The sequence below is a fragment of the Paenisporosarcina sp. P5_A11 genome, from assembly GCF_056400705.1.
On sequence record NZ_JBFUKT010000041.1, the window covers coordinates 1 to 23,074 of the forward strand.

18 protein-coding genes and 1 pseudogene are annotated in these 23,074 nt (G+C 34.8%); 7 read left to right on the plus strand and 12 right to left on the minus strand.

From position 1 onward, the window contains the following. The coding region (locus tag AC1DOS_RS08445) for a hypothetical protein (protein ID WP_477537140.1) at positions 1–990 on the minus strand (990 nt) is incomplete at its 3' end. 220 nt (positions 991–1,210) lie between these two features. Here AC1DOS_RS08445 and AC1DOS_RS08450 point away from each other — a divergent pair. Further along, entirely contained in the window at positions 1,211–2,722 is a 1,512-nt protein-coding gene (locus AC1DOS_RS08450) for a hypothetical protein (RefSeq protein ID WP_477537141.1), read from the plus strand. Positions 2,723–2,968: 246 nt separating this feature from the next. Here AC1DOS_RS08450 and AC1DOS_RS08455 read toward each other — a convergent pair whose 3' ends face one another. The 6 genes and pseudogenes from AC1DOS_RS08455 to AC1DOS_RS08480 form a co-directional block, all read right to left on the minus strand. Further along, entirely contained in the window at positions 2,969–3,709 is a 741-nt protein-coding gene (locus tag AC1DOS_RS08455; RefSeq protein WP_477537142.1) for an ATP-dependent nuclease, read from the minus strand. 977 nt (positions 3,710–4,686) lie between these two features. Next, complete coding sequence (locus AC1DOS_RS08460; protein ID WP_477537143.1) at positions 4,687–5,052, minus strand: hypothetical protein; 366 nt, start codon at positions 5,050–5,052, stop codon at positions 4,687–4,689. Between the two features lie 343 nt (positions 5,053–5,395). Further along, positions 5,396–10,297 carry a DNRLRE domain-containing protein gene (locus AC1DOS_RS08465; protein WP_477537144.1) on the minus strand — a complete coding sequence of 1,634 codons (4,902 nt, stop codon included), beginning with the start codon at positions 10,295–10,297 and terminating at the stop codon, positions 5,396–5,398. A gap of 119 nt (positions 10,298–10,416) precedes the next feature. Then, positions 10,417–10,675: pseudogene (locus AC1DOS_RS08470) on the minus strand (transposase); the annotation flags it as partial. 577 nt (positions 10,676–11,252) lie between these two features. Then, positions 11,253–11,594: a toprim domain-containing protein gene (locus AC1DOS_RS08475; RefSeq protein ID WP_477537145.1), complete on the minus strand. Its 342-nt coding sequence runs from the start codon at positions 11,592–11,594 to the stop codon at positions 11,253–11,255. 98 nt (positions 11,595–11,692) lie between these two features. Next, positions 11,693–12,880 (minus strand): alanyl-tRNA editing protein, encoded by a 1,188-nt coding sequence (locus tag AC1DOS_RS08480; protein WP_477537146.1) that lies wholly within the window; start codon positions 12,878–12,880, stop codon positions 11,693–11,695. A 107-nt stretch (positions 12,881–12,987) separates the two neighbouring features. On the opposite strand from AC1DOS_RS08480, the gene AC1DOS_RS08485 reads away from it, so the two are divergent. Continuing rightward, a complete protein-coding gene (locus AC1DOS_RS08485; RefSeq protein WP_477537147.1) occupies positions 12,988–13,245 on the plus strand; it encodes a hypothetical protein in 258 nt (85 codons plus the stop codon). A gap of 25 nt (positions 13,246–13,270) precedes the next feature. On the opposite strand, the gene cax is transcribed toward AC1DOS_RS08485, so the two are convergent. From cax to AC1DOS_RS08500, 3 genes are all read right to left on the minus strand, one after another. Continuing rightward, entirely contained in the window at positions 13,271–14,326 is a 1,056-nt protein-coding gene (cax, locus tag AC1DOS_RS08490) for a calcium/proton exchanger (RefSeq protein ID WP_477537148.1), read from the minus strand. 168 nt (positions 14,327–14,494) lie between these two features. Continuing rightward, the gene (locus AC1DOS_RS08495; RefSeq protein WP_477537149.1) at positions 14,495–15,214 is read right to left on the minus strand and encodes a 3-ketoacyl-ACP reductase; all 720 of its coding nucleotides are present in this window, start codon (positions 15,212–15,214) and stop codon (positions 14,495–14,497) included. Between the two features lie 125 nt (positions 15,215–15,339). After that, positions 15,340–16,464, minus strand: a complete 1,125-nt coding sequence (locus AC1DOS_RS08500) for an amidohydrolase (RefSeq protein ID WP_477537154.1) — start codon at positions 16,462–16,464, stop codon at positions 15,340–15,342. A gap of 215 nt (positions 16,465–16,679) precedes the next feature. Between AC1DOS_RS08500 and AC1DOS_RS08505 the strand changes: the two genes are divergently transcribed. The 3 genes from AC1DOS_RS08505 (at position 16,680) to AC1DOS_RS08515 (ending at position 19,804) form a co-directional block, all read left to right on the plus strand. Continuing rightward, positions 16,680–17,852, plus strand: a complete 1,173-nt coding sequence (locus AC1DOS_RS08505; protein ID WP_477537150.1) for a M20 metallopeptidase family protein — start codon at positions 16,680–16,682, stop codon at positions 17,850–17,852. A 305-nt stretch (positions 17,853–18,157) separates the two neighbouring features. Continuing rightward, the gene (locus tag AC1DOS_RS08510) at positions 18,158–18,499 is read left to right on the plus strand and encodes a P-II family nitrogen regulator (protein WP_477537151.1); all 342 of its coding nucleotides are present in this window, start codon (positions 18,158–18,160) and stop codon (positions 18,497–18,499) included. 21 nt (positions 18,500–18,520) lie between these two features. After that, a complete protein-coding gene (locus tag AC1DOS_RS08515; RefSeq protein ID WP_477537155.1) occupies positions 18,521–19,804 on the plus strand; it encodes an ammonium transporter in 1,284 nt (427 codons plus the stop codon). Between the two features lie 117 nt (positions 19,805–19,921). Here AC1DOS_RS08515 and AC1DOS_RS08520 read toward each other — a convergent pair whose 3' ends face one another. Both AC1DOS_RS08520 and AC1DOS_RS08525 read right to left on the minus strand, forming a co-directional pair. After that, the gene (locus tag AC1DOS_RS08520; protein ID WP_108584895.1) at positions 19,922–20,743 is read right to left on the minus strand and encodes a squalene/phytoene synthase family protein; all 822 of its coding nucleotides are present in this window, start codon (positions 20,741–20,743) and stop codon (positions 19,922–19,924) included. A gap of 243 nt (positions 20,744–20,986) precedes the next feature. Next, complete coding sequence (locus tag AC1DOS_RS08525; RefSeq protein ID WP_108584894.1) at positions 20,987–21,529, minus strand: flavodoxin family protein; 543 nt, start codon at positions 21,527–21,529, stop codon at positions 20,987–20,989. Between the two features lie 204 nt (positions 21,530–21,733). Here AC1DOS_RS08525 and AC1DOS_RS08530 point away from each other — a divergent pair, with 204 nt between their 5' ends. Further along, positions 21,734–22,249, plus strand: a complete 516-nt coding sequence (locus AC1DOS_RS08530) for an RNA polymerase sigma factor (protein ID WP_477537152.1) — start codon at positions 21,734–21,736, stop codon at positions 22,247–22,249. Next, positions 22,236–22,994 (plus strand): DUF4825 domain-containing protein, encoded by a 759-nt coding sequence (locus AC1DOS_RS08535; protein WP_477537153.1) that lies wholly within the window; start codon positions 22,236–22,238, stop codon positions 22,992–22,994. Before AC1DOS_RS08530 ends, AC1DOS_RS08535 begins: the two co-directional genes overlap by 14 nt. Positions 22,995–23,074 lie beyond the last annotated feature (80 nt).

A 23,074-nucleotide genomic window follows, 5' to 3' on the forward strand; every position in this document is an offset into this window, starting at 1 on the left:
TCTTACCTTTGAGATGTTCTCTTCTAACTCTTTAATTTTTTCCGAATACTTTTTAACAATTTCTTCTCTTTGAGCAATTAATTTTTTTTCATCTGGAAAAACATATTTTTCGTTATTTACCCAACTATTTTTTACGAAATCAGGAAATAAATCCGGTATTAATTCTGGCAAAACCTCTTTAATTAAATTTGAAATTGGCTTGTGAAGATTTTCAAACCTAGGTAACACAATTAAATAACCTTCATTCAATTTCTCTAAAAATCCTATAACTTTTCCAGAGCGGTTTTTGTATAAAATAGATGTGTTTTCGGATTCAAAAATACTATTAAACTCACATCTATAAGAAATTTCTTCTTCTGAACCTTTGATTATCGCTTGGGCTACTTCTTTTAATGTATCAGAAATAAAAACTTCGTTTCCCTCTATACAATCCTGTGTATAAAGTTTTGAAGGTGCCCAATCGTAATTACTTATTTTTTTAGAAGTTGGTTCATATCTTAGGCCCTTTCTAAACTCCGTAATGTAGTAGGTTTCGATTACAGGAGAGTCAGCAAAAACTACAATAATACCACCATTTTTTATAACTCTTTTTAAATTCTCTCTTTGACCAACTGAATAGGCAGATCTACCATCAAAATAGTTTTGTCTTCTAGGAGTTACAAATACAAAATCATCCGCTGCAACGGTTTCTTCGTCTCGATAAATTGAATTTTTCAATTTATTTTCACTCTCTAGACTAACAAACACAATATCAGTTTCATTTAAAAAGGGTAGCTTTCCATTAAGTTCACATATTTGGTTTGGTTGAGCTGCATCAATTGATCCAAAAGTACCTTTATCAATATTGAAACCCTCTTCCTCTAATTTGTCAGCAATATCATTTTTTATATCGACTAACAAAATTTTCGGCTTTGAATATTTCACCTCGTGTATTTCATCAAAATCACCTGTAGTTCTATCATTTTTTTTCTTAATTAAATTCTCCATCATAATGATTTAGCCTCCTAGATAATTCCTTTATATAATATTAAGAATATCTTAATGATTCTGATTAGCATAGAAAAATTCATAGCATTCAGAAAGTTAATATAATTAGAAGCTGATAATGTTGTAGAATAGTAACCTGGATATTTATGTTAATATATGTTTATGTTTGTACATTTTAAAGCATGTACTAATAAAAATTTAAATGCTGAGGAGATTTTTGAGTATGGATCTAAATAAAAAATTGGAAATATTATTATTTCGAAAAAACGAAGACGAGAAAAACTTTGATATTTTTGAGGAAATCAGTAATCATATCAATGATAAATTCAATGTAATAAGTGAAGACATCGACTATCCACAAGAAATGGATTATTATTTCGCATGTAAAGATAAACAAAGTGAATTTTTAATTTCAATTAATAAGCGTACTTTTAAGGATAAAGTTTTGCTTTTTGCTACTTTAAATATGGAATCTGAGATGGATGAAAATCAATTTTATGATTTAAAAATTTTGCTAAAAAACGCCCTTAAACCGTTAGCTGACAAGTTGTACTGGATTTATGATGCTCAGATTGAAAAGCAAACTCAAGAATTATACCAACTTACCAGCAAAGCTGAAAATAGATTTCGTGTATTAATTATTCATTATATGACAATTAAATATGGTTTGGATTGGTGGGAACAAGTAGCTGCAAAAATTAAAACTGATAAAGAAAAAAGGTTAGCTGGTTATCACGGGATATTAACGGACCTTCAGGATATCAACTTGGATATGTATTCCTTGGATATCACAGATTTGACGAAACTAGTTGAAAGTGAATATACATTTGAAGTGAACTTTACAGTTGATATTAAGAATCATCATGAACTCCCATCTGATAAAGAACTTATTCAAAAGACTTTACGTAAAACACTAAAAGAATTAGTAGATAATCCATTTGATTTTGCACTAACGAACGAAAAAGGATTCTGGAAGCACGAGCTTTCTATTTTCTTCAATCAACCTGAAGACTTTAAAAAGAAATGGGACCGCCTAAGTAGTGATCGTAATCATATTGCTCATAATAAAGTTATCGATTTGAAAATGTACAATGTGATGAAAAAAACTTGTGAATTTGTAATTGATGCGTTAGATAAAGCAATCCAAAAAATTAGTAATTCTGAAATATCTCAAGAAGAGATTGATTATCGAGAAACTATGCAACAGTTTCTTATTGAAGAAACGAGAAAAAGAGATATAGAAGCTACAGGTGAAAAGATTTATTCTGAAAAACAGATAGAGAATGTATTTATAGAATATTTAAATGAAAATATTTTGTCACCAGCGGATGATATGTTGTATTTTTGTGATGCTCTACCAAATTACTTTGTCGATGAAATAATGGCTATAACTGAACCTAAAACCCTTATTACAGCGACCGGTGTTAATGATGAAAGTTTCATTTTCTCTATTATTGGAGGCTATATTGATGAAAATGAAGGTGGAGTTTCTGAACTTAAAATGCGACTCCAAGTGAATTCAAATTCAGAAGAGTTTACTATCATTTTTGTTAATACAACTACCGAATTAAACGAGAATCAATTTTATGAGGTGACATCGGGAGAATATTTTGATACTCATGATTTAGAAAAGGATTTGGAAAGATATCAAGATGCAAATAATATAATCATTTCCCAATTAGAAGGTTTTATAATTGAACAACCAAGTAATCGAGCAATTGAAAAAATGAATTGAGATAAAAAAGCCGTTCCTTTAGATTTCTAAGGAACGGCAGTTGTTACTTTGAATTCCACTTACGTATTACTTTTTCTAACTCTTCTATTTTCTTTTTTAAATCAAGAAAGTTTAAATCTTCCATTGTCATAATTGATGAAAGTTCATGTGAATATTGATTTTTTTTCTTGATATAGTTTTTCCCTAAATTAGGCTTTGCATCATTTAAATATAACTCTACCGATTGATATTGATCTATTTCATTGGTTAAATTAAGATTAAACGCTGCACTAAAAGCACGTTTTGAAACATAGTTTTCGATTTCTTTACCTTAGTAATCCAAGTTACTGCTCCTATTGCTTCTAGCTCAAACTTTAATCTTGTTTTTGTTTGATTAATTCTAGATGTACGTGTTTTCTTGTCACTATCCATTACTAAAGCAAGGTTCCGGTTTGTTTTTAGCAACTTAATAAAGTCATTTATTTCTTCATCATCTGGAGAAGCACTAAATGCAGAGAGGAGCCGTCCACCATAAAATAAGATTTGGTAATCGATACCTTCTATGAATTCATCGTTTGTAACTAAATCAAGCCACTTTTTTATATATACTCGATCAGACGGACCCTCAACCCATATAATTCCATTCACTTGTAGAATGTCGCTTGCTTTGACATCTAAATCAAAAAGTATTTCACTATTATCCAAAAAGTTGAGAGCTTGTTTTGTAATTAATTTATCTCCTTCCTTTTTTAAATGGACTATTTGACAAGCATCTTTTCCACTAAAAAGATCTATAGGAATGTTAGAATGAGTAGTTAAAAATATAGTTGCATTGTATTCAACGGACCATTCTCTTAAAAAATTAAACAATTTTCTTTGAAGTGCAGGGTGTAAGTTATTTTCTAACTCCTCAAAGATGTATACACCTTCTCCATTTTCTACTTTTTCAAGTTTTGGCATTAATGCTTTAAATAAAATAAGGAAGCCAGATATTGAATTTTTAGACATAGTAGTACAACAGGATTTAATAAATGATGAATATTATTGGGAGGTTTATCTGGAAGAGGAGTATAAAGGGAGAGTATCTTTGTCGAATTCCGTTAAAACGATTATTCTAGTTTTAATAAATTTAATTAATAGTTCTTTCCCAATATAAGGTGTTCCATAATCTCGATGAAACATGGCTTTGAGAATGCCACCGCCATATTACTAGTATACAAAAATATACAATTTAAGGTAAATAACTTTATTAAATCCAAAAACAACACCCTCCTCTATTAAAAGGATGGTGTTATTAATTCATTAATGTAAATTTGCTCCCTAATATTCTTTTCTTTTGTTTGTAAGAATAAAATTGCAACCATTCCAAACATTAATATGCAAAATAATGTGAGTATTCCCTGGTATATAATTTTTTTAAATGGGGTTGGAAAATCTGCGACTGTTTCGGCAATTTCAAAAATTGGAGGAAAGATTTTTGTTGTAATAAGATTGGAAAGAATCACAACTATTAGACCTATTATAATTCCTTGTAACCGTCAAGTAAGAATGAACAGTTTTCCTCAGTTAAGATTGAACACTTATTTCGGTAAACAAAGTTTTACGGTATTTCATTCTTAAGCTGTCATCCTCTTCACTAGAGATTATTTCACTTCGATGTATGTAAACGTCAAGCCAAAAGTTGACCAGGTCGCTCATGTAAAAGTTGACCACTTACCTAGACGTTCCGTTCCATTACCTCGGTAACTGGAACTCCTGCCAATCTCATTTACTTCTACAGGATAACTAACTCTTGAACCTATAGAAAAACAAAACACCCTCTAAGTTGTATTTGGGTATCTTAAACCCGAATTTCAACTCAAAGATGTTTTATTTTGTCTCAACCCTATGGGTTCAGTCCCATGCTTGGTAAAATGGTCCTAATCGAATTTGGCAAATACTTAAAATAGATTTATTTTTTACTGACATTAAATAAAAAAAAATGATTAATAAAAATATTTTTCAAAAATCCTTTTTTGTTTTTTATTAAAAGAATTTAAGTTTTCATAAGTAATTAATTTTCTAGTAATTTTATTGAAAATATAATATCCATTTTCACCACTGAAATAATAGGAGAATTGAAATTGTGCATACTGCACTATTTCTGGATCTATCTCTCTCTCATTTTCAAATAATATTACGTTTTTAACTATATCGTTCTCTTCCTTCTTAATTATTTCTATTTTAATTTTATATTTATTGTCTAATTTAATTAGACGATTAATGGTAAATTCTTGGCTCTTTATTAATGTCTTATGATTTATATAGTAGATAATTAAGAATAGTACTATGAAAATAATAATTAAAAACAATACCTTTACCTCCAATTTTGGGAATGAGAGCAAGCATAATAATTCTTGTGTAAACGAATAAATAGAAAAATGCCCTCCCTGTGAACCATTTTACATCAGAACAGACAATTACAAATCTGACCAAAGCATCTTTAACGACTAAATCAAGAGATAAAGCAAGCGTAAAGTGCAATTTCTTAAGAATTCCTAGAAAAATTTCTTGTTTCTCAATTTGAAATTTTCTAAAGTTCTTCACAAAACGTCATTTAGGATTTGTTCAAGTTCGAGCAATACTGGCTGCCATGTTCAAAGAAAAAGAATAGGTGCCAGAAAAATTTTATGCACTTACACAAATTTCTTAACGCTACCTCGGAAATATAATGTAAATAATTTTTTCTCTTGGTCCCCAATATATATATTTTAATGCATAGCGCTTTTCTGTCTTAAACATTCTACCGAGGACATAGGCAACTGCTTTGCCAATTGAAAAGTCGCTCATTGTCAAAAAGAATGTATTAATTCCTCCCATTATAGTCGCTGATATTTTTAATTTTGTATTAAATCTGGTAAAAACTTGGTTTGTAGATTTTACAATCTGAGGGACAATCTTATCTCCATTAAGCATTTGGTACGGCTTTCCAGTTCTACCTAGAGTTTTAACTAGAGAATAGAATATTCTTACACTTGGAATAAGTGATAGAATTGCATCTACTGAATTTGCGAATACATCCGCTCTTACACTCCATTTGCCATTTGGATCAACATTCATAACAGGATTGTTATTTGCATAATTATATCCATTTTGAGTAATTGGGTTTTCAAGATCACCTCGTACTAAATCTATTGATAAAAACACCCCATTATCAGGATTATAATATCTTGACATTAAGTAATATAATTTTGTGTTTTCATCATATCTATATCCAGCATAGCGATATGGATTGTCAGAAGCCATTGGTCCGGATTGGCTTAAAACATTACCCCATGCGTCATAGGAATACGAAGCTACGATATTCCCAGCTGAATCAGTTAAAGCAATTACATCACCATGATGATTATAAAGATAGTAATACGTTTGTCCATTTTTCGTCAAAGTTCCAACTTGACCGTTTCCATTATACGTATACTCTCTTAAAATCTTATTGTTCTCGTCTGTCTCGTAAAGGACATTATCTCCTTCATAGAAATAATTAATGGTACCTAAAGGTGTTATTGAGCTTATTCGCTTTCCATCTTCATCATAAGTATATTTTGCTATAATTTGTCCACTTTGGTCTTCGATTGATTCTATCTGATTAATATCGTTGAACACATAAGAATTTTTCCCATCCGATTTAAGGTTTCCATTATCATCGTACTGATAAATCTGGTTACCTACCTTCATTAATTGGTTTCCATCATTGTACTCGTAAGGAATTGTATTAGTCTCTCCAGCTCTAGTAGTCCTTTTTATAGTGCGATTTCCTACTTCATCATATTCATAGGAAATTTTCGTACCGTCAGTTAAATTCTCCTCTTTTAGGTAATCCATTTTATCATCATAACTATAGGTTGTTACTACTAAATTCGATGTGATTGTTGTAATATTGTTGTTTTTGTCATAGCCAARTTTATATGAATCAAGAATGTTGCTATTTTTTGTCTTCAGTGTATAGGTATCTAAACGATTGTGTAAATATTCCATTTGTATAGAGCTTCCATTATTAAATGATACCGATGATGGCAAATCTTCATAGTGATATTCATAGGATACAAGTGAATTTGTATCGCCATTTTTGTGAATGTCATTGACTCTACTCATTGAATCAAGACTTTGTTCTAATTTTGTTTCATTAGACTCAACGGTATATGTTGTTATTTTCTTGCTATCTTCCTCTGTATAATCTAATTTATTGGTTCGATCTATAATATAATCAATTGAGTCATCATTGTTATAAATAATAGATTTTTGTAGATTGTTATTCATTTTCACACTGGTTAAATTACCTGAAAGTGGGTCATAATTAAAATCGAACTTATTAAGATCATTAATATTTTTTTGTATCATTCTATTTGATTCATATACATAAGAGACTTTATGATCGTTTGGCAATAAAATGGATTTTATATTCCCATCTTCGTAATAATCATAATTAATACTTTTACCTAATGCATTGGTTTCTTTAACTAAAAGATTTTGTCCATTATAGTCGTATGTCAAAAATAATTTCTTTTTTGCATTTGTAACAGTAATTAAATTCCCATTTTCATCATAATTATATGATGTTTCTTTATCTTTTTGGTCTATTACTTTATCTAATTCGAACTTATCATTAAAATGAAGAGAATAAGGGTTATCTCTTCCATCCGTAATAGTTTCTGTGTTATTTAATGTATCCGATTCAGTTTTAGTAACATTTTTAAATTCGTCGGTATGTGTAGTCGTTGTTTTATTACTTGCATAATTAATATCCATAATATCAATTGAACCGTCTGGATATTTGACAGACTTTAGGTCACCATAACTATCATAAGTGTTGGTTACATCCTTGCCATCTGAATTAATTGTAACTTTCTCCCCACCGTCAATCAAATCAACATATGTGTAAGTAGTCTTCGTCATATTATCCAACTCAGTAATTGTTTCTAATCGACTAAAGGTAGTGTATGTATAGACCACTTCTTTATGATTTTCCGAATTAGTTACTCTTAATAAGTTTCCATTAGAATCAAATATGTTCGTAATTATATTGCCGTCCTCTACAATCCTTATGGGATTATAATTGGAATCAGGAGTATAGGTTGTGGATGAGCCAGGAATCTCTTCTTTGATTGGTACATAATTGCTATCAAAATAATATGTCGTTAGATTGCCATCAAGGCCTGTAACCGTAGACTTATTATTAATAATATCAATATCATATACGATTCCAGGTCTATCAATCGAATCATTTGGGTTACCATCTTTAGGATCTTGTACTTTAATTAGATATCCATTTGGATCATAAGTATAATCCGTAAGACGTCCTTCTGGATCAATAATAGTACCGATTCGATCATTTTTATATCCGAATTTTGTTCTTGTATTTACACTTAGGTTACTATTCTTAAGCTGATCGACGTAATCCATCTTACCAGTTGCATCATAATGATAGGTAAATTTACCACCTTCATATTCTGCAGTTTCAATGTATCCAGCTGCGTTGTATGTGAATTGAAGAGTTTTTGCTACTCCAGATCCTAATTCACTGATAATTTTTGTTATTCTATTATTTTCATATGCATATTTAATTTTATTACCATGTCGGTCTTCTTTAGATTGAATATAGGCTACTCTTACATCAGTATCATTACTCGCTTGTAGGATTTTAAAAGTAGTTTTTATACCATATTTATCTACCATGATATAAATATTAGAGTCAGATGAACTCTTTTTAATTGTTAGATACTTACCCGGTCCAGATTTATAAATGGCATTTGGAATATCATATACAAATTCATGATCTGTGCCATCTTCATCTTGATAGTTAAGGATGTTAGCAGTTTGTTTAATATTTAGAAATAATTTTTCATTTCCTGTAAACGTCCATCCATATCCCATGACGGAACTTTCCTTAGATTTACTATTATAAGTTCTCGTAAAGTCTAAACCAAAACCTCCACGTCCCGTAATTGAGTAATCTGTATATTGAATGACATTGTTATTTGTTGTTAAGTTACTAAAACTTGTTCCACCAACCAAAGGATGCGAGTCGTACATCCAATATTCTTCTAATCCTAACCTTGCATTAGTTCTATACGTAACTACAAATAATGGTTTGTACTTAGAGTCCGCTGTATGTTCACTTGAAATAAACTTTTTATAAGAGTTCGTTGCTTCGGTATCACTTTTAATCATAAATCCATAGTTTGTACTCGGGTTATCTTTCCAATTTTGAATAATATGGATCGGGATATCCCACTGTTTCATGTCATTATCAAGAGTGGTTGGATTAGTTAGACCACTGACAGTTGCTAGCTTATTGCTACTTATATAATCTCCACCTTTAGTTGTCCATGATGTGGAAGGAGATGTTTTTGCATAGTTCCATGATGCTTCATTTTCATTCCAATCGCGTCCCATTTTGTAGAGACTTACATCCACCATTGAACTATTATTAGTAGAGGAAAACCATAAATCTAAGCTTGATGACAAAATTGTTATGTCAGTAGGTATAGTGGATACATCAAATTTCAGTAATGAGCGAATAACATTATCATTTGATGCCCCACCACCAATTTCTAAATCATTACCACCTGTCTGTGTTGGAAAAGTACTCCGTAAACTTGTATCTTCTATGTGCGTGGAAGATTGAATTCTTACAATAGTTGGATCTATTGTTAGGGGATAAATACGGGTTTCATCCTCTAACCATTGTTTATTTGGTGCAAGATGGAGGTATAATTGATTATCTATTATTTCATGTTTTAGTGTTACATCATATGAAATCGATTCTTCAGGAATAGAAGTTATACCTTCTGCTGTTTTAAAACCTTCAGGTATGAAGGAATCATACATATAAGGTGTCTCAAAATAATAAAGGAGTTCGTTTGTTTCTGAATCACATAAGTATAAAATTCCGTCCTGATTCTTTACATTCATCCCTTCTAAATCCATTTTATAAGTAAACTCAGAAGGGAAACCTTCTTCAGGTTTTTCGTTATAAATAATATCTTCTTTTATTCGATCTGAGCCCACTGAATATTTTAAATCGATATCAGAATACACATTTGGATATGTAATCGATTCTCCTTCTACCAAACCTTCAACGCTTGCAGGTTTTTGACCCGTATGTTCTAAAGGTTCTAATTGTAATTCAGTAGAATATTGGTTGTCTTCTATTTGCATAATTGGTGATCCTGATTCTTGTCGTTCATCAAACTTTACAGTGAAATCGTTTGCTTTATTTTCGTATACTTTTTCTTGAGAATCAGATACAAGCTGGTTATTGATAGTTTCCCATTGTTTATTTTCATTTTTAAAATGAATTGGGGTTTGAGATATCTCCGATGTATATGTTCCATCTGGATTTAGAAATGTTTTTGAATTCTCGGTCCTCTTCTCTTTTACTTCTTTTCTGCTGTCCGAGACAACTAATTCTGGATTTTTATTTTGAATATTTTCATTATTATTACTTTCGGCTAAAACGGGTGAAAACTCACCGATTGTTATATAAGTAACAAAAATAGTGAATGCTAACAGGGAGGATAGAAACTTTATTCCCCGCTTTCTCAGTTTTTTACTCATTTTGTATTTCCTTTCTTATGGTGCTATTTTTTGGTTATTAAACCATTTAGATTCTACCATGTTTATTGGGTTATTAGTAGTAAATTTTCCCAGTTCGGGATTTTCTATGATTAATCTCTCAATTTTATTGCTAACTTCGATTTCTCTTTAAAATATTCGCTTTGTTGAAATTGTTCCCGTTCTGAATGTTCATTTGATTTAATCGTAACGGCATTTGTCTTATTTTTATCCCCTTCTGTATAACAACCTTCTTTGAAAGGACAGTGTTTGCATTTTTCGATATCAAAGTAATATGTATTTCGATGGTTTTTTACCCATCCCCTTTTTTCCAATTCGTGCTTTTCGAATCGCCATGTGTCCCGCCTTACAAACATACAGACTCCATATTCCTCGCTTTCTATAAACTAATTACTAGTATATAGAAGCACAAATTTTTAGTGAAAACTGTTCAATCTTATTTGGCGAAATCTGTTCAATTTAGTTTTGCATTTACAGCCCCTTTTAATGGTAAGCTTTTGTAATCTAATTTGTATACCAATTTGCGGATTCAATGTATTCTGATTTTCCGCCTACAAATTGAGGTACATATTTAACAGTTATTTTAGGATAAGTGCTTTTATTTCAACGAAAAAAAGTTATCAATTCTTATGCGAATTGATAACCTTTTTGTTTTGCGATAGGAAACGGAATCCGTTACTAAATAGGTCCTTTATGCTTTAAGAATGCTTCAATTGTGATATTTTACTGAGGGACTATTGAGTTGAAGAAGAAAATGAAACCCGTTTTAATAGTAACTTCCCTAAAACCTCAAGTATAGACTCTTGAAAATTTGCACATAAATAGCTCATTTACTATGTTTATGTGCAGATTAATATTTAAGTGCATTCTAAATATCAATGAAATATACTTGTTTCACATAAGAAAGGATAATATTTCGTATTTTGTACAACTACTTTTATAGAGATAAATCAATGTCACACGCGTTTATTATGGTATCTGCTTCATAGATGAGCTTTTTGATAATCCCAAACTGCTTCGCTTTTCCTTTCGCAACTTGAAACTGAAACTCTTCTGGTAATATAGGCAATGTTTGAAGTGACCACTTTGCCCACTTCGAGTCGTGAGATTTCGGATCACGCAGCTCGACTAAATGACCGATTCCCCAAGTAATATAGGCACCTTGTGGAAACGCTTCACATGCTTGCACATCAAAAAAACCTTCTTGCTTTTTCACTTTGAAAGCATCTGCATACGCTTTTGCCTGACTTGGCTTTTCTGCAATAATCACTGGTTTCACCAAACTCCCACCTTTCTTTATATAAATCTGTAGGGAAATTATAGCATTCACCGAACACATATTCTACTTTTATAGAAAGTCTTTACTATTTCAATATATTAAAAAGCACGAATTTTTTCTAATAGTTGTTCGCCAGTTAGGTCCGTCGCTCCGCCGCCTTGAGCGAAAGTTTCCGAACCTCCTCCTTTGCCATTGATGAGGGGTAGGATTTGGGCGATTAATTGTTTCATGTTCATTTGATTGTCAGTACCTCGTGCCAATACAATTTGTAGTAAACCGTCATTTTCAGCGATGAAAATTAACTGAGTGGCTGTTGCTTCTGTCACTATAAGTCGTGCAAGTTTTTGTAATTGTTGTATGGACCGTTGTTGGAATACACGTTCAATCGACGTAGTGCCTTCCTTCATATCGCCAACAATTTCTTTCACTTCGTAGTTCAGTAATTGTTGTTGAGCTTCATCCAACGTTTTCTCATGTTTCTTGCCATTATCCAATAATACTTTCACAGAGTTGACTACTCCATCTGCCGAAGCACTTAATAAGTGAGTCACTTCTTGTAATGTTTTTTGTTTGCGATGAAGTTGATCTAGCACTCTGTTGCCACAGACGAAATGAACCCTTACATGACCTTTTTGCATTTCTGTATCAAGGATTTTCAATGAACCAATTTGACCTGTTGATGAGGGGTGAGTTCCTCCGCAACCGTTATAATCAAAATTCGGAATAATAACTAAACGAATATCTTCCTCGACAGCCACTTTTTTTCGTAGAGGATACGTTGCCAGTTCTTCTTTGTTTACCCACTTTGTTTCAATCGGGCGATTTTCTAAAATGATTTGATTTGCTCGTTTTTCCACTTTAAGTAACTGCTCATCAGTGACTTTTTTTACATCTAAGTCAATCGTTACTAATTCTTTTCCTAGATGAAAACTGGTTGTTTGAATTCCATATAATTCTACAAACGATGCAGTCAAGAGATGTTGACCTGTATGTTGTTGCATAAAATCGAAACGACGCTGCCAATTAATCTCCATTTCCACTGCTTCGCCCACTTCTAATAAAGGTTCAGCTATGTAATGCCTAATTTCTCCATCTATTTCTTCTACATCGAAAACCACTACATCATTGATTTTACCTATATCATGAGGCTGACCTCCACCAGTGGGGAAAAAGACAGTTTCTTCTAAAGTGACGTACCATTTTTCTAATTCATCTTTTGCTACATTTACAACTTTCGTCATGTCACGTTGAAGGTAAGCATCTGTATAAAATAATTTTCGTTTCATTCAAACAAGCTCCTTTAAATGCGTAGTATTAAGCACAATTGTGTAATAAATAGTAAATAAGGGTATATAGAGTACTGTACCATCAATTTGTACCGAGGAGCCATGGAATGAATATAGACTTACGACAAATAGATAACAAGTCTTTACCTAGTAATCCTCGTAGGGATATTTTCCATACGTTCCGAGGAATTATGATTAGCAGTTTTTACGATCCAACGATTTTGAAAATAAAAAAAGCTTCTTTACCTAATGAATTGGATATCCTTAAATCAATTAACCGCAATACTGGGTTACAATTTCAGTCTCTTTCAGAAATTGCACAACATGTAGATAAGTTGGCACAGAAAAAGCTTTTGACCGATTAGTGTCAAAAGCTTTTTTTGTGTAATTTTATAATAAATAAAAACCGATACCCATGATTAAATATGCCGCCAATAATGTGAGCCCTTCAAACCAGTTGGATTCACCGTCGTTAGACACACTAATAGTTAACAATACCGCTGTAGCCATGGCTACGAGTTCTGGAATCGTAAATACTAGTGGCATTGCTGTAGGCATAAACAAAGAAATAATGACTAGTACCGGCGCCACAAACATGGCGATTTGCAAAGTGGAACCAATGGCAATCTCCACAGCTACATCCATTTTGTTTTTCATCGCCATTAATATGGCAGATGAATGCTCTGCTGCATTCCCGACAATCGCTACAATGATTATCCCTATAAATAGTTCAGACCATCCAAATTGTTCTCCAACCGCTTCAAATGTATGGACCAAATTTTCAGAAACATAAGCAACAGCTAGAGTTGACAATAACAATATGATTAACGCTTTTTTCTTCGACCATTCAGGTTCTTCATGCTTTGTCGGTACATCTTCTTCAGTATGAGCATACACTCCACGATGTGTTACCAATTTAAAGAATAATCCAGCTAAATACAAAACAATCATGATAATGGAAATACCAACGCTCAATTGTAACGTTTTCGTTTCATTCATGGACAATGAAAATATTTCTGGAATGACAAATGCCACAAAGACCGCGAACACCAGTAACCCAGAATTATGACGTGCATCATGAATGCTAAATTTCTGTCGTTTAAATTTAATCCCACCTAAGAAAAAGGAAAGACCTCCAACTAAAAGTAAATTTCCTAATACAGATCCAGTTAACGATGCTAACACGACTCCAATTAATCCAGCTTGTAATGCAAAAATTGAAATAATCAACTCAACCGCATTACCAAAAGTGGCATTTAGTAACCCACCAATTCGTGGTCCACTAACAATTGCAATACTCTCTGTTGCACGACCCATAAAACTTGAAATGGCAATAATCGTAACCGAACAAATAATAAACATAACAATGCTAGACCAATGTAACAAAGAAGCGACCACAGTTAAGGGCACTCCAATCATAACAAGAATTGTAAATATTCGATTCATACCTTCCACGCTCCAATTAATGAAATGAAATAAAATTAATTGTATTCCTTAACCATACCCAAGTAAATGATAATTTCACACATTCATTGAAGATGTTTTTAAAATATTTAAAAATGCCAGGCAAGATAGCTAAATTCGCCTCTCTACCTGACATCCATCAAAAATATTCTAAGGATTTGTTGACCAAAGTCCCGCTTCTTTAACAAAGATGCGTTTGTTTAATTTCAATTGAGACACGATAAACTCTGCAATATCTTCAGGTTGCATAACTTTATCAGGATTTCCGTCTGTCAAATCATTATCGATCGCTAAATCTGTGGCAACAGTACTAGGTGTCAGTGCTGTTACACGGATGTTATGCTTGCGCACTTCCATTGCCAAGGATTCCGTAATTCCAAGCACGCCAAATTTTGATGCACTGTAAGCACTCGTAATTGGTGCACCTTTTTGTCCTGCAGAAGAAGAAATATTGATAATATCTCCAGATTGCTGTTCGATCATGCCAGGCAATACTGCACGAGTCACATAATAAACTCCCATCAAGTTGACTTGAATGATTTTTTCCCATTCTTCAACGTCAAGGTCCATAAATTTGCCGAATTTCGCAATTCCAGCGTTATTAATCAAAATATCAACCGTTCCCAGTTCACTGGTCAATGAATCAATTGCCTTTGTGACTTCGTCATTTGAAGAAACATCAGCAGTTGCGAAAACAGCTTTTACACCTTGTGCTTCAGTTTCTTTCACAACTTGCTGCAAATGTTCTTCAGAACGAGCAAGAAGACCTACATTAACGCCTTCATTTGCTAAAGCAATAGCTATTGCACGTCCAATACCACGTCCTGCACCTGTAATAATAGCGTTCTTACCTTCTAGAGTTGTTGCCAATATGATTTCCTCCTGATCTTTATATAGTGAATGCTTCTAAGTTCATTAGAAGAAAAGGTTCATAAAGGGCATTATAACGAATCAAAAGAACAGTTAAAAGAAAGCAGACTCGGAAACGCCTTCTTTCATTGTAGCCCTCGAGTTTCATGAGTAGCTGCCCTCAGTACTGTCGCCGCAAGAACACGGGCGCCCACACCCAGTGCATCACGATCGAATGACATTTTGGGATGATGAAGGCCAGGTTCTAAGTTTGCGCCCACACCTATCATAGTGGCTTTTATTGAAGGATGCTTGATCGTGTAAAAGTGAAAATCATCACTTCCTGAGGTAATAACTGCTGGCGCCGTATGTTCATCACCTAACACTTCACGTATTGCTGCATCTGCTAGGTTTGCAGCGTTCGCAGATACTTCCGCAGCAGGCGTGTAATCATTCCATTTCCATGAAATTTCCACATCATACAAAGCCCCTAAGTGAGCCAGTCCTCCACTCACTTTTTCTTGCAAGCGAGTCAATACCTCATTGGATTGTGCCCGAACATCAATTGCAAAGGTAGCTGTTCCTGGAATTATATTGAGACTTTCCCCACCTGCGTGCATGTTCGTCAATTTTACAGAATACGGTTCAAATGGTGATTCGTAAATTGACTTAATAAATTGATGGATTGCAACTAGCAGATCAATTGCATTCTTTCCTTGGTGAGGTCGCGCGCCATGTGCATCTCCACCTACGATTTTCCCTTCACAAAATACACCCGCTCCATGATGGATGGAAGGTGTCACTTTTCCGAAAGGTAATTCTTCAATCGGGCGTAAATGAATGCCAAATAAGTACGTAACATCATCAACAACCCCCCGTTCCATCATCGCGATTGACCCGTTTCCTTTTTCTTCGGCGGGTTGGAAAATAAAACGAATCCGTTTATGCAATGAATGCCCCTGCAAATAAAGCAATGCGCCAAGAACCATGGAGATATTGGCATCATGTCCACATGAATGATTTGCTTGGAAAACACCGTCCACTTCCTGCCATAACGCATCGATATCTGCCCGAACGGCTATTACTTCCGTACCGCTGCCAATTTCAGCGACGAGTCCAGTGACATCACTGAACGTTCGATATGTCACGCCAACTCTATCCAGTATCGTTGCGATTTTTGCCGTCGTTTTGATTTCATTCCAACTTATTTCAGGATTTGCATGGAAATGAGAAAACCATTGTTGAATTTGTTGTTCTATTTGCTGATTCATTTTCATATGGCCAACTCCTATTATTTCGATAACATTTTAAAATTGTATAAATTTTCATTTTAAATACTTATCATACGACATTAATCATATTTGATACAATCATTGTGAAGTACACTCTAAATACAATTCTCTTTAAACTGAAATTCCCCTTCCCAGGCGAATTAATTATCTTATTTCTACCATGAAATTTATTATTATTACTAGGAGGAATCATAATGAAAGAAGTTGTTTTGCGTAAATTGGAGCAGACTTTTAGTGAAATGGTTGAGGTTCGTCGTCATTTACATATGCACCCGGAATTGTCTCACAAAGAAATTAATACGCCTGCCTTCATCGCTAATCAGTTAGAAGCGTTTGGGGTTGAAGTAAAACGAGGAGTTGGCGGTCGTGGAGTAGTCGGCACAATCAGAGGTGGAAAACCTGGAAAAACGATTGCATTCCGAGCGGACTTCGATGCATTGCCAATCCAAGACATGAAGCAAGTTCCATATAAATCAACTGTTTCAGGTGTAATGCATGCATGTGGTCACGATGGCCACACAGCAGCGTTACTTGGATTCGCAAAAGCTATGATGGAAATAAAAAATAAGCTATGTGGTACCGTGGTTCTTATCCATCAATTCGGTGAAGAACTATCGCCTGGTGGTGCTCGGGCAATGATTAAGGACGGATGCCTAGATGGAGTGGACCTTGTCTATGGTGCTCATTTGCAAAGCAAAATGGACAGTGAACATGTCTATGTGCGAGATGGTTACCTGCAAGCTTCTGAAGACACCATTAAAATTGTGGTACGTGGATTTGGTACACACGGAGCGGAACCCCATAACGGGGTTGATCCAATATTAGCTGCAAGCCACATCATGGTCGCTCTGCAGACTATCGTCAGTCGCAATACGGATCCATTGAAGGAACTGGTGGTATCCATTGGGAAATTCCAGGCGGGAGAAGCCGACAATGTTATCCCGAGCGAAGCTGTGCTTGAAGGAACAATTCGTGTATTCGATCCAGAATTACGCAACTTGGCAAGTCGCCGCGTGCGTGAAATTGCTGAAAATGTTGCAATAGGCTTAGGAGCGATTGCAGAAGTAACTATCGAAACTGGCTACGACTCATTATGGAACCACCCGGAAGCAATGGAAATCGTCAGACAAGCAGCCTTGTGTCTTTATGGTGAAGATGCAGTCATTGAAACACCTCCAGTCATGCCTGTCGAAGATTTCAGTTACTATACCCAAGTGTTGCCTGGCGCCTTTTTCTTTGTGGGAGCAAAACTACAAGACGAATCGCTCGTTTTCCCACACCACCATGAACAATTTGATTTTGACGAAAATGCGATGCTGATGACGGCTAAACTATTTGCAGCTATCTACTTTGAAGCACAAAAATAAAAATAATCGGCGTTGCTTAGTTATAAAAAATACGAGTTTAGTTGTAAAAGTGAAATTTGACGATTGATTAACATAATTAATATTTAGGAGTTAAAGAAAGCGGTCGTTGTTTTTACAACAGCCGCTTTTTGTATAAACAAATAAAAACCTCATCCCTTTTTATTGGGTCAACCTCCTCATTTCTTCACTACATGTCATAAAACCTAACATCATTTTTTAAAATAGTTTGATTATTTACCGTTTTTGAATTATCATGTTAGAAAACCTAACATATGTTAGAAAGAGAAATCGAAAGGAGAAGGGTTATGAAAAAAATTGAGGCAATTATTCGACCGGATGTGTTTTCAGATGTTCGGAAAGCGTTAGCGTTAGAAGGTATTGATGGTCTAAGTGTGACTGAAATTGCTGGGTGCGGTAGACAAGAAGGAAGAACCGGGCTATTTCGTGGAAACTTGTATGAAATGGAATTTTCAGCGAAATTGAAATTAGAAATGGTGGTTGAAGATCATTTAGTGGAACCAATTATTGAAGCGATATTAGAGTACGCAGCTACTGGCGAAGTGGGAGATGGAAAGATTTTCATTTTTCCATTGGATGAAGCAATTCGAATTCGGACAAAAGAACGAGGCGCAATCGCCGTATACTAAGGGGGAATTAATATGGAGGCAATGGAGGCAATTGAAGCAGTACAGAGTTCTGTCGACATGATGTGGATGATGATTGGTGCAATTTTAGTATTCTTTATGCATGCAGGTTTTTCGATGGTCGAAACAGGATTCACTCGTTCCAAAAATACAGTGAACATATTAATGAAAAATTTATTGACCTTATCGATCGGTGCACTCCTTTATTTTATCGTAGGATTTGCGATTATGTTTGGCCCTTCTGCCTTCGGTCTAATTGGCACTGAGGGGTTTGCCTTACTTGGGCGTGAAGATATTGGTTTCTTTGTGTTCCAAGCTGTCTTTGCCGCTACGTGTGCAACGATAATCTCGGGCGCAGTAGCCGAGCGGATGAAATTATCTTCTTACCTTCTATTAGTAGTTGCGATGGCTGGGGTTATTTACCCAATTGTTGGACACTGGGTTTGGGGTGGTGGATGGCTAGCTAAATTGGGATTCATCGATTTTGCTGGATCATCAGTCGTTCACTTAACTGGAGCAGTTGGTGCATTAATTGCTGCATGGCTGATTGGTCCTCGCATCGGAAAATATCGAGACCACTTAGTGAATGTTATTCCTGGTCATAGCATCCCACTAGGAGCGCTTGGCGTCTTAATATTATGGGTAGGCTGGTTCGGATTTAATGGAGCTAGCACACTTGTGGCTGACGCTAAATTAGTCCCTATAGTTATTGCTAATACATTACTCTCTGGATCTGCAGCAGTAATATCTACTGCTTTCTATACAAAGCTTCGCTACAAACGAATGGATGCTTCACTTTCATTAAACGGAGCTCTTAGCGGACTAGTGGGAATTACCGCTGGTTGCGCAAATGTTTCACTTGTTGGTGCTATTACAATCGGTCTTGTTGCAGGTGTGTTAATGACGGAGAGCATTCGCTTCTTTGATGTTAAAGCAAAAATCGACGATCCGGTCGGAGCTATATCTGTACATGGTATCGGAGGGATTTGGGGAACACTTGCAGTTGGGTTGTTCGACACAACAAACGGTGCGTTATATGGCGGCGGCTTAGGAATACTTGCAATTCAATTAGTAGGTATCGCTGCAATCATTACTTGGACATCACTAACTGTCGGTGGTAGCTTGTTAGCAATACGTGCGTTTAGTCCTTTACGTGTATCTAAAGAAGCAGAAACTGTGGGATTGGATTCATTTGAACATGGTACTCAAGCATATGAAATGCACGATGTCTTTAAGGGGACAACACCACGTACTGAGGACTTCGCCCAACGTCTTACTCAGCTAGGAAAATCTGTAGAAGCAAGGTAGAAATATAAACATAAAAGTGCCAGTCACTCAGTGGATTAGCGGGACATTTCATGTCCAACTAGATCCTTGGTGGCTGGCACTTTCACTTTAAAATTATTTTCAGTCTGCAATTTTTGATCAATTGTGATTTTCAAGGTCAGCTACGATTGATTCGACTTCCTTACGGGAAATTTTTTCTCGACCTATTTTCATTGCTTTTAATGTACTATTTGCAAGAGCAAGCGGTACTTTACAAAACATTGTAATTCCACGATTGTTAATATCTTTCACATAATCGTTACCCATTGCTAAGTTTTGCTTTGCATATAAAAATAAATCTTCTCTCTCCCAACCATCAGGCAAGAAACGCACGCCCCGCTCATGATCTTCTTCTTGATTACGTAAAATATTTACTGCTTGTAAGCCTCGTCCAAAAGCAATCGCTTTCTCACGATCTGTTTCGGTATTATCATGCCATTTCCACAAATCAGACAACATGCATCCAACTAGACCTGCCACATAATACGTATAATCATCTAAATCTTCTTTGGTCTTAATGCGCCAGTCTTTATCGACCCATTTCGCCATACCTTCTGCCATATCAGCAGTTGACGCTTTTACCTTTTCTACTACATCCGGTGGACATAATAAAATCCAATCTGCTAGACGTTGGGTTACGATTGGAAGCAAGTTTTGGTAAGGTTGAATAAGTGCACGATACTTTTCAGCGTCGAAAGATGTTTTCATACTTTCACTAATCGATGTTAATAATTGACGTTTTGTCTCAGCTTTCATATCTGGATGATCTTCTATTTCATCAATGGCACGCATACATAAGTACGCAGATGCAACCGTTTTTCGTAAGGTCGGCTCTAGAAAATTTATTGGAATGAAAAAAGTCCGACTCGTTTGTTTTAATACATCCATCGCTTCTCGTTGTAATAAAGCAGCCTCACTCATACTCGGTTCCTCCCGTTCCAAATACTATTTCGACTATGTAATTCTTATGTTAGCACGATTATTACCGCTTAATCCTTTAATCATACATTATAAATGAGTTTTCGTAAGTTCTAAACAAACAAAATTCACGAAACTGATAAAAAAGAATTAATATTTCTCTAAAAAATGCCAGACACCGACTTGTGTTGGGAGATTATTCCCCCCAAAGAAGCTTCGGTGTCCGACACTCTATTATAGGATTATTTATTGACTTATTTTTTTATTTAAGTGAACCGCAGCTGTAATTGCCGTCATGTCTTCGGTTATATCACCCGGACGACTCGCTTTACCAAGTACATAACCTCCAAATGTCATGCCCATGAATTCAAAGATATAGTTAAATTGCTGAATGAGCGGTAGCCCTTTTAAATAAGGATTGTCGCCACCCACTGCTACGACATATGCTTTTTTTGTGCCAAGTTGTTTTTTAAAATCAGGGAATTTTTCATCGCGCATCGTATGTGACCATCGATCAATAAAGTTTTTCATAGTTCCTGACATACTGTACCAATAAAGAGGTGTCGCAAATATAAATGTGTCATGTTTCATCATTCTCTCAACCAACTCACTATAGTCATCGTCCACATCTGTGAATCCACCTTCTGTGTGTCGACGATCATCAATTGGTTGAATTAAGAAATCGCGCAGAAAAATTTTCTCTACCTCAAGTCCTTTTATCACATGTTCCGTTAATTGTTCAGTATTCCCATTTATGCGAGTACTTCCATATATCACAGCAATGCTCATAATGTATTGTTCTCCTTTATGTTTTATTATTTAATCTAACCAACTAGTAGTGTATGCATATTACCCACCAAGTTTAACTAAAACCCCAACATTTTTACCCTTTATGCTTATTCCAACTAGATTTAATAAATTCTTTTCATTTTACATGCGATAATCATGAATAGAATTCGACTAATACATAACGACAGAATTCCGGAGGGTGTAATGGGGAAAAATCAACAAATCTCACTATGGTTTGACTTGTATAGTGATGTGATTTACCAGTTCTTTCTGTATAGGATAGGCTCTTCAGACGTTGAAGACTTGGTCCAAGAAGTTTTTATACAAGCAATTAAATCCTATGACTCCTTCAATGAAGCAGCAAGTCCGAAAACCTGGTTATATAGTATCGCTCGACATCTCGCTATTGATGAAATACGAAAAAAACAACGTAATAAATGGAAAGATATTCTTACATTCAACACAAGTCCAGAACCCCAAACGGACCGCACACCTGAATACCTTATGGGGTTGAGTGAAGAAAATTCCGAACTTATTCAAGCCATTCATTCACTTAACCAACATTATAAAGAAATTTTGATTTTAAGAGGGATTAGCGGATTGACAACTTACGAAACTGCTCAAACCTTAAAATGGACTGAAAATAAAGTCAGATCTACCTATCATCGTGCAAAAAGAGCGTTACGTAAACAATTAGGAGGGGTGAATGATGACAATTAAGGATAATCTTCAAATTGATGAAAAACTGAGTTCATTACCTAAACCTACTATGTCATACGAGGCAAAAAACTTGATACATTCTATTTTACTCAAAGAACTGCAAAAAGAGTCTCCTATGAAAAAGAGACGTGAATCATACAAGCACCTCTTCATCAATATAGCGGGCATCGCTGTGTTTGCATTACTGGCATTCTTCGTTTTCAACTCAATACAAGGAAACAATAACTTCCAACCTGCCGAGCAATCCTCTTTTATAGACGAGACTGTATCATTTCAAGGAATATCCTACACGTTGGAGGATTACACGCCATATAAAGGATCCTATATAGGAGATAATAGCTCAGTGATTGCGATTTTGGATGAACTTCCAGGTGCCAAGTATAGAAAAACGATTGAATTGCAAACAAAAAAACAGCCCTATGGATTAACAGTCAATTATGGACGGAATGATAATGAACAGATGACCACTAGTGAATACGAGGAGTATTGGACAGATAAAAGAAGCATGCTATTATACAATGCTAGCGTATTATTTATGGTTATTGATAACTTGGACACCATCGATTTTCACTTAGAACCCGATAATGATAAATTGATGCATTTCCAATTCACTCGAGCAGAAATCGAAGGATTATACGACCGTGATATGTCCTTTTACGTTGGTGATTCTAAATCGTGGAAACAAGAAGTCCTGTCCGTTATAAAAAGTGACTCAGCAATTAATGAATTTTATAGAAACCGATAAATGTAAGAATTTGCTTCCAATGAAGGTAAATTAAAAACGAGACGTTATCCACATGTGGATAACGTCTCGTTTTCTGAATT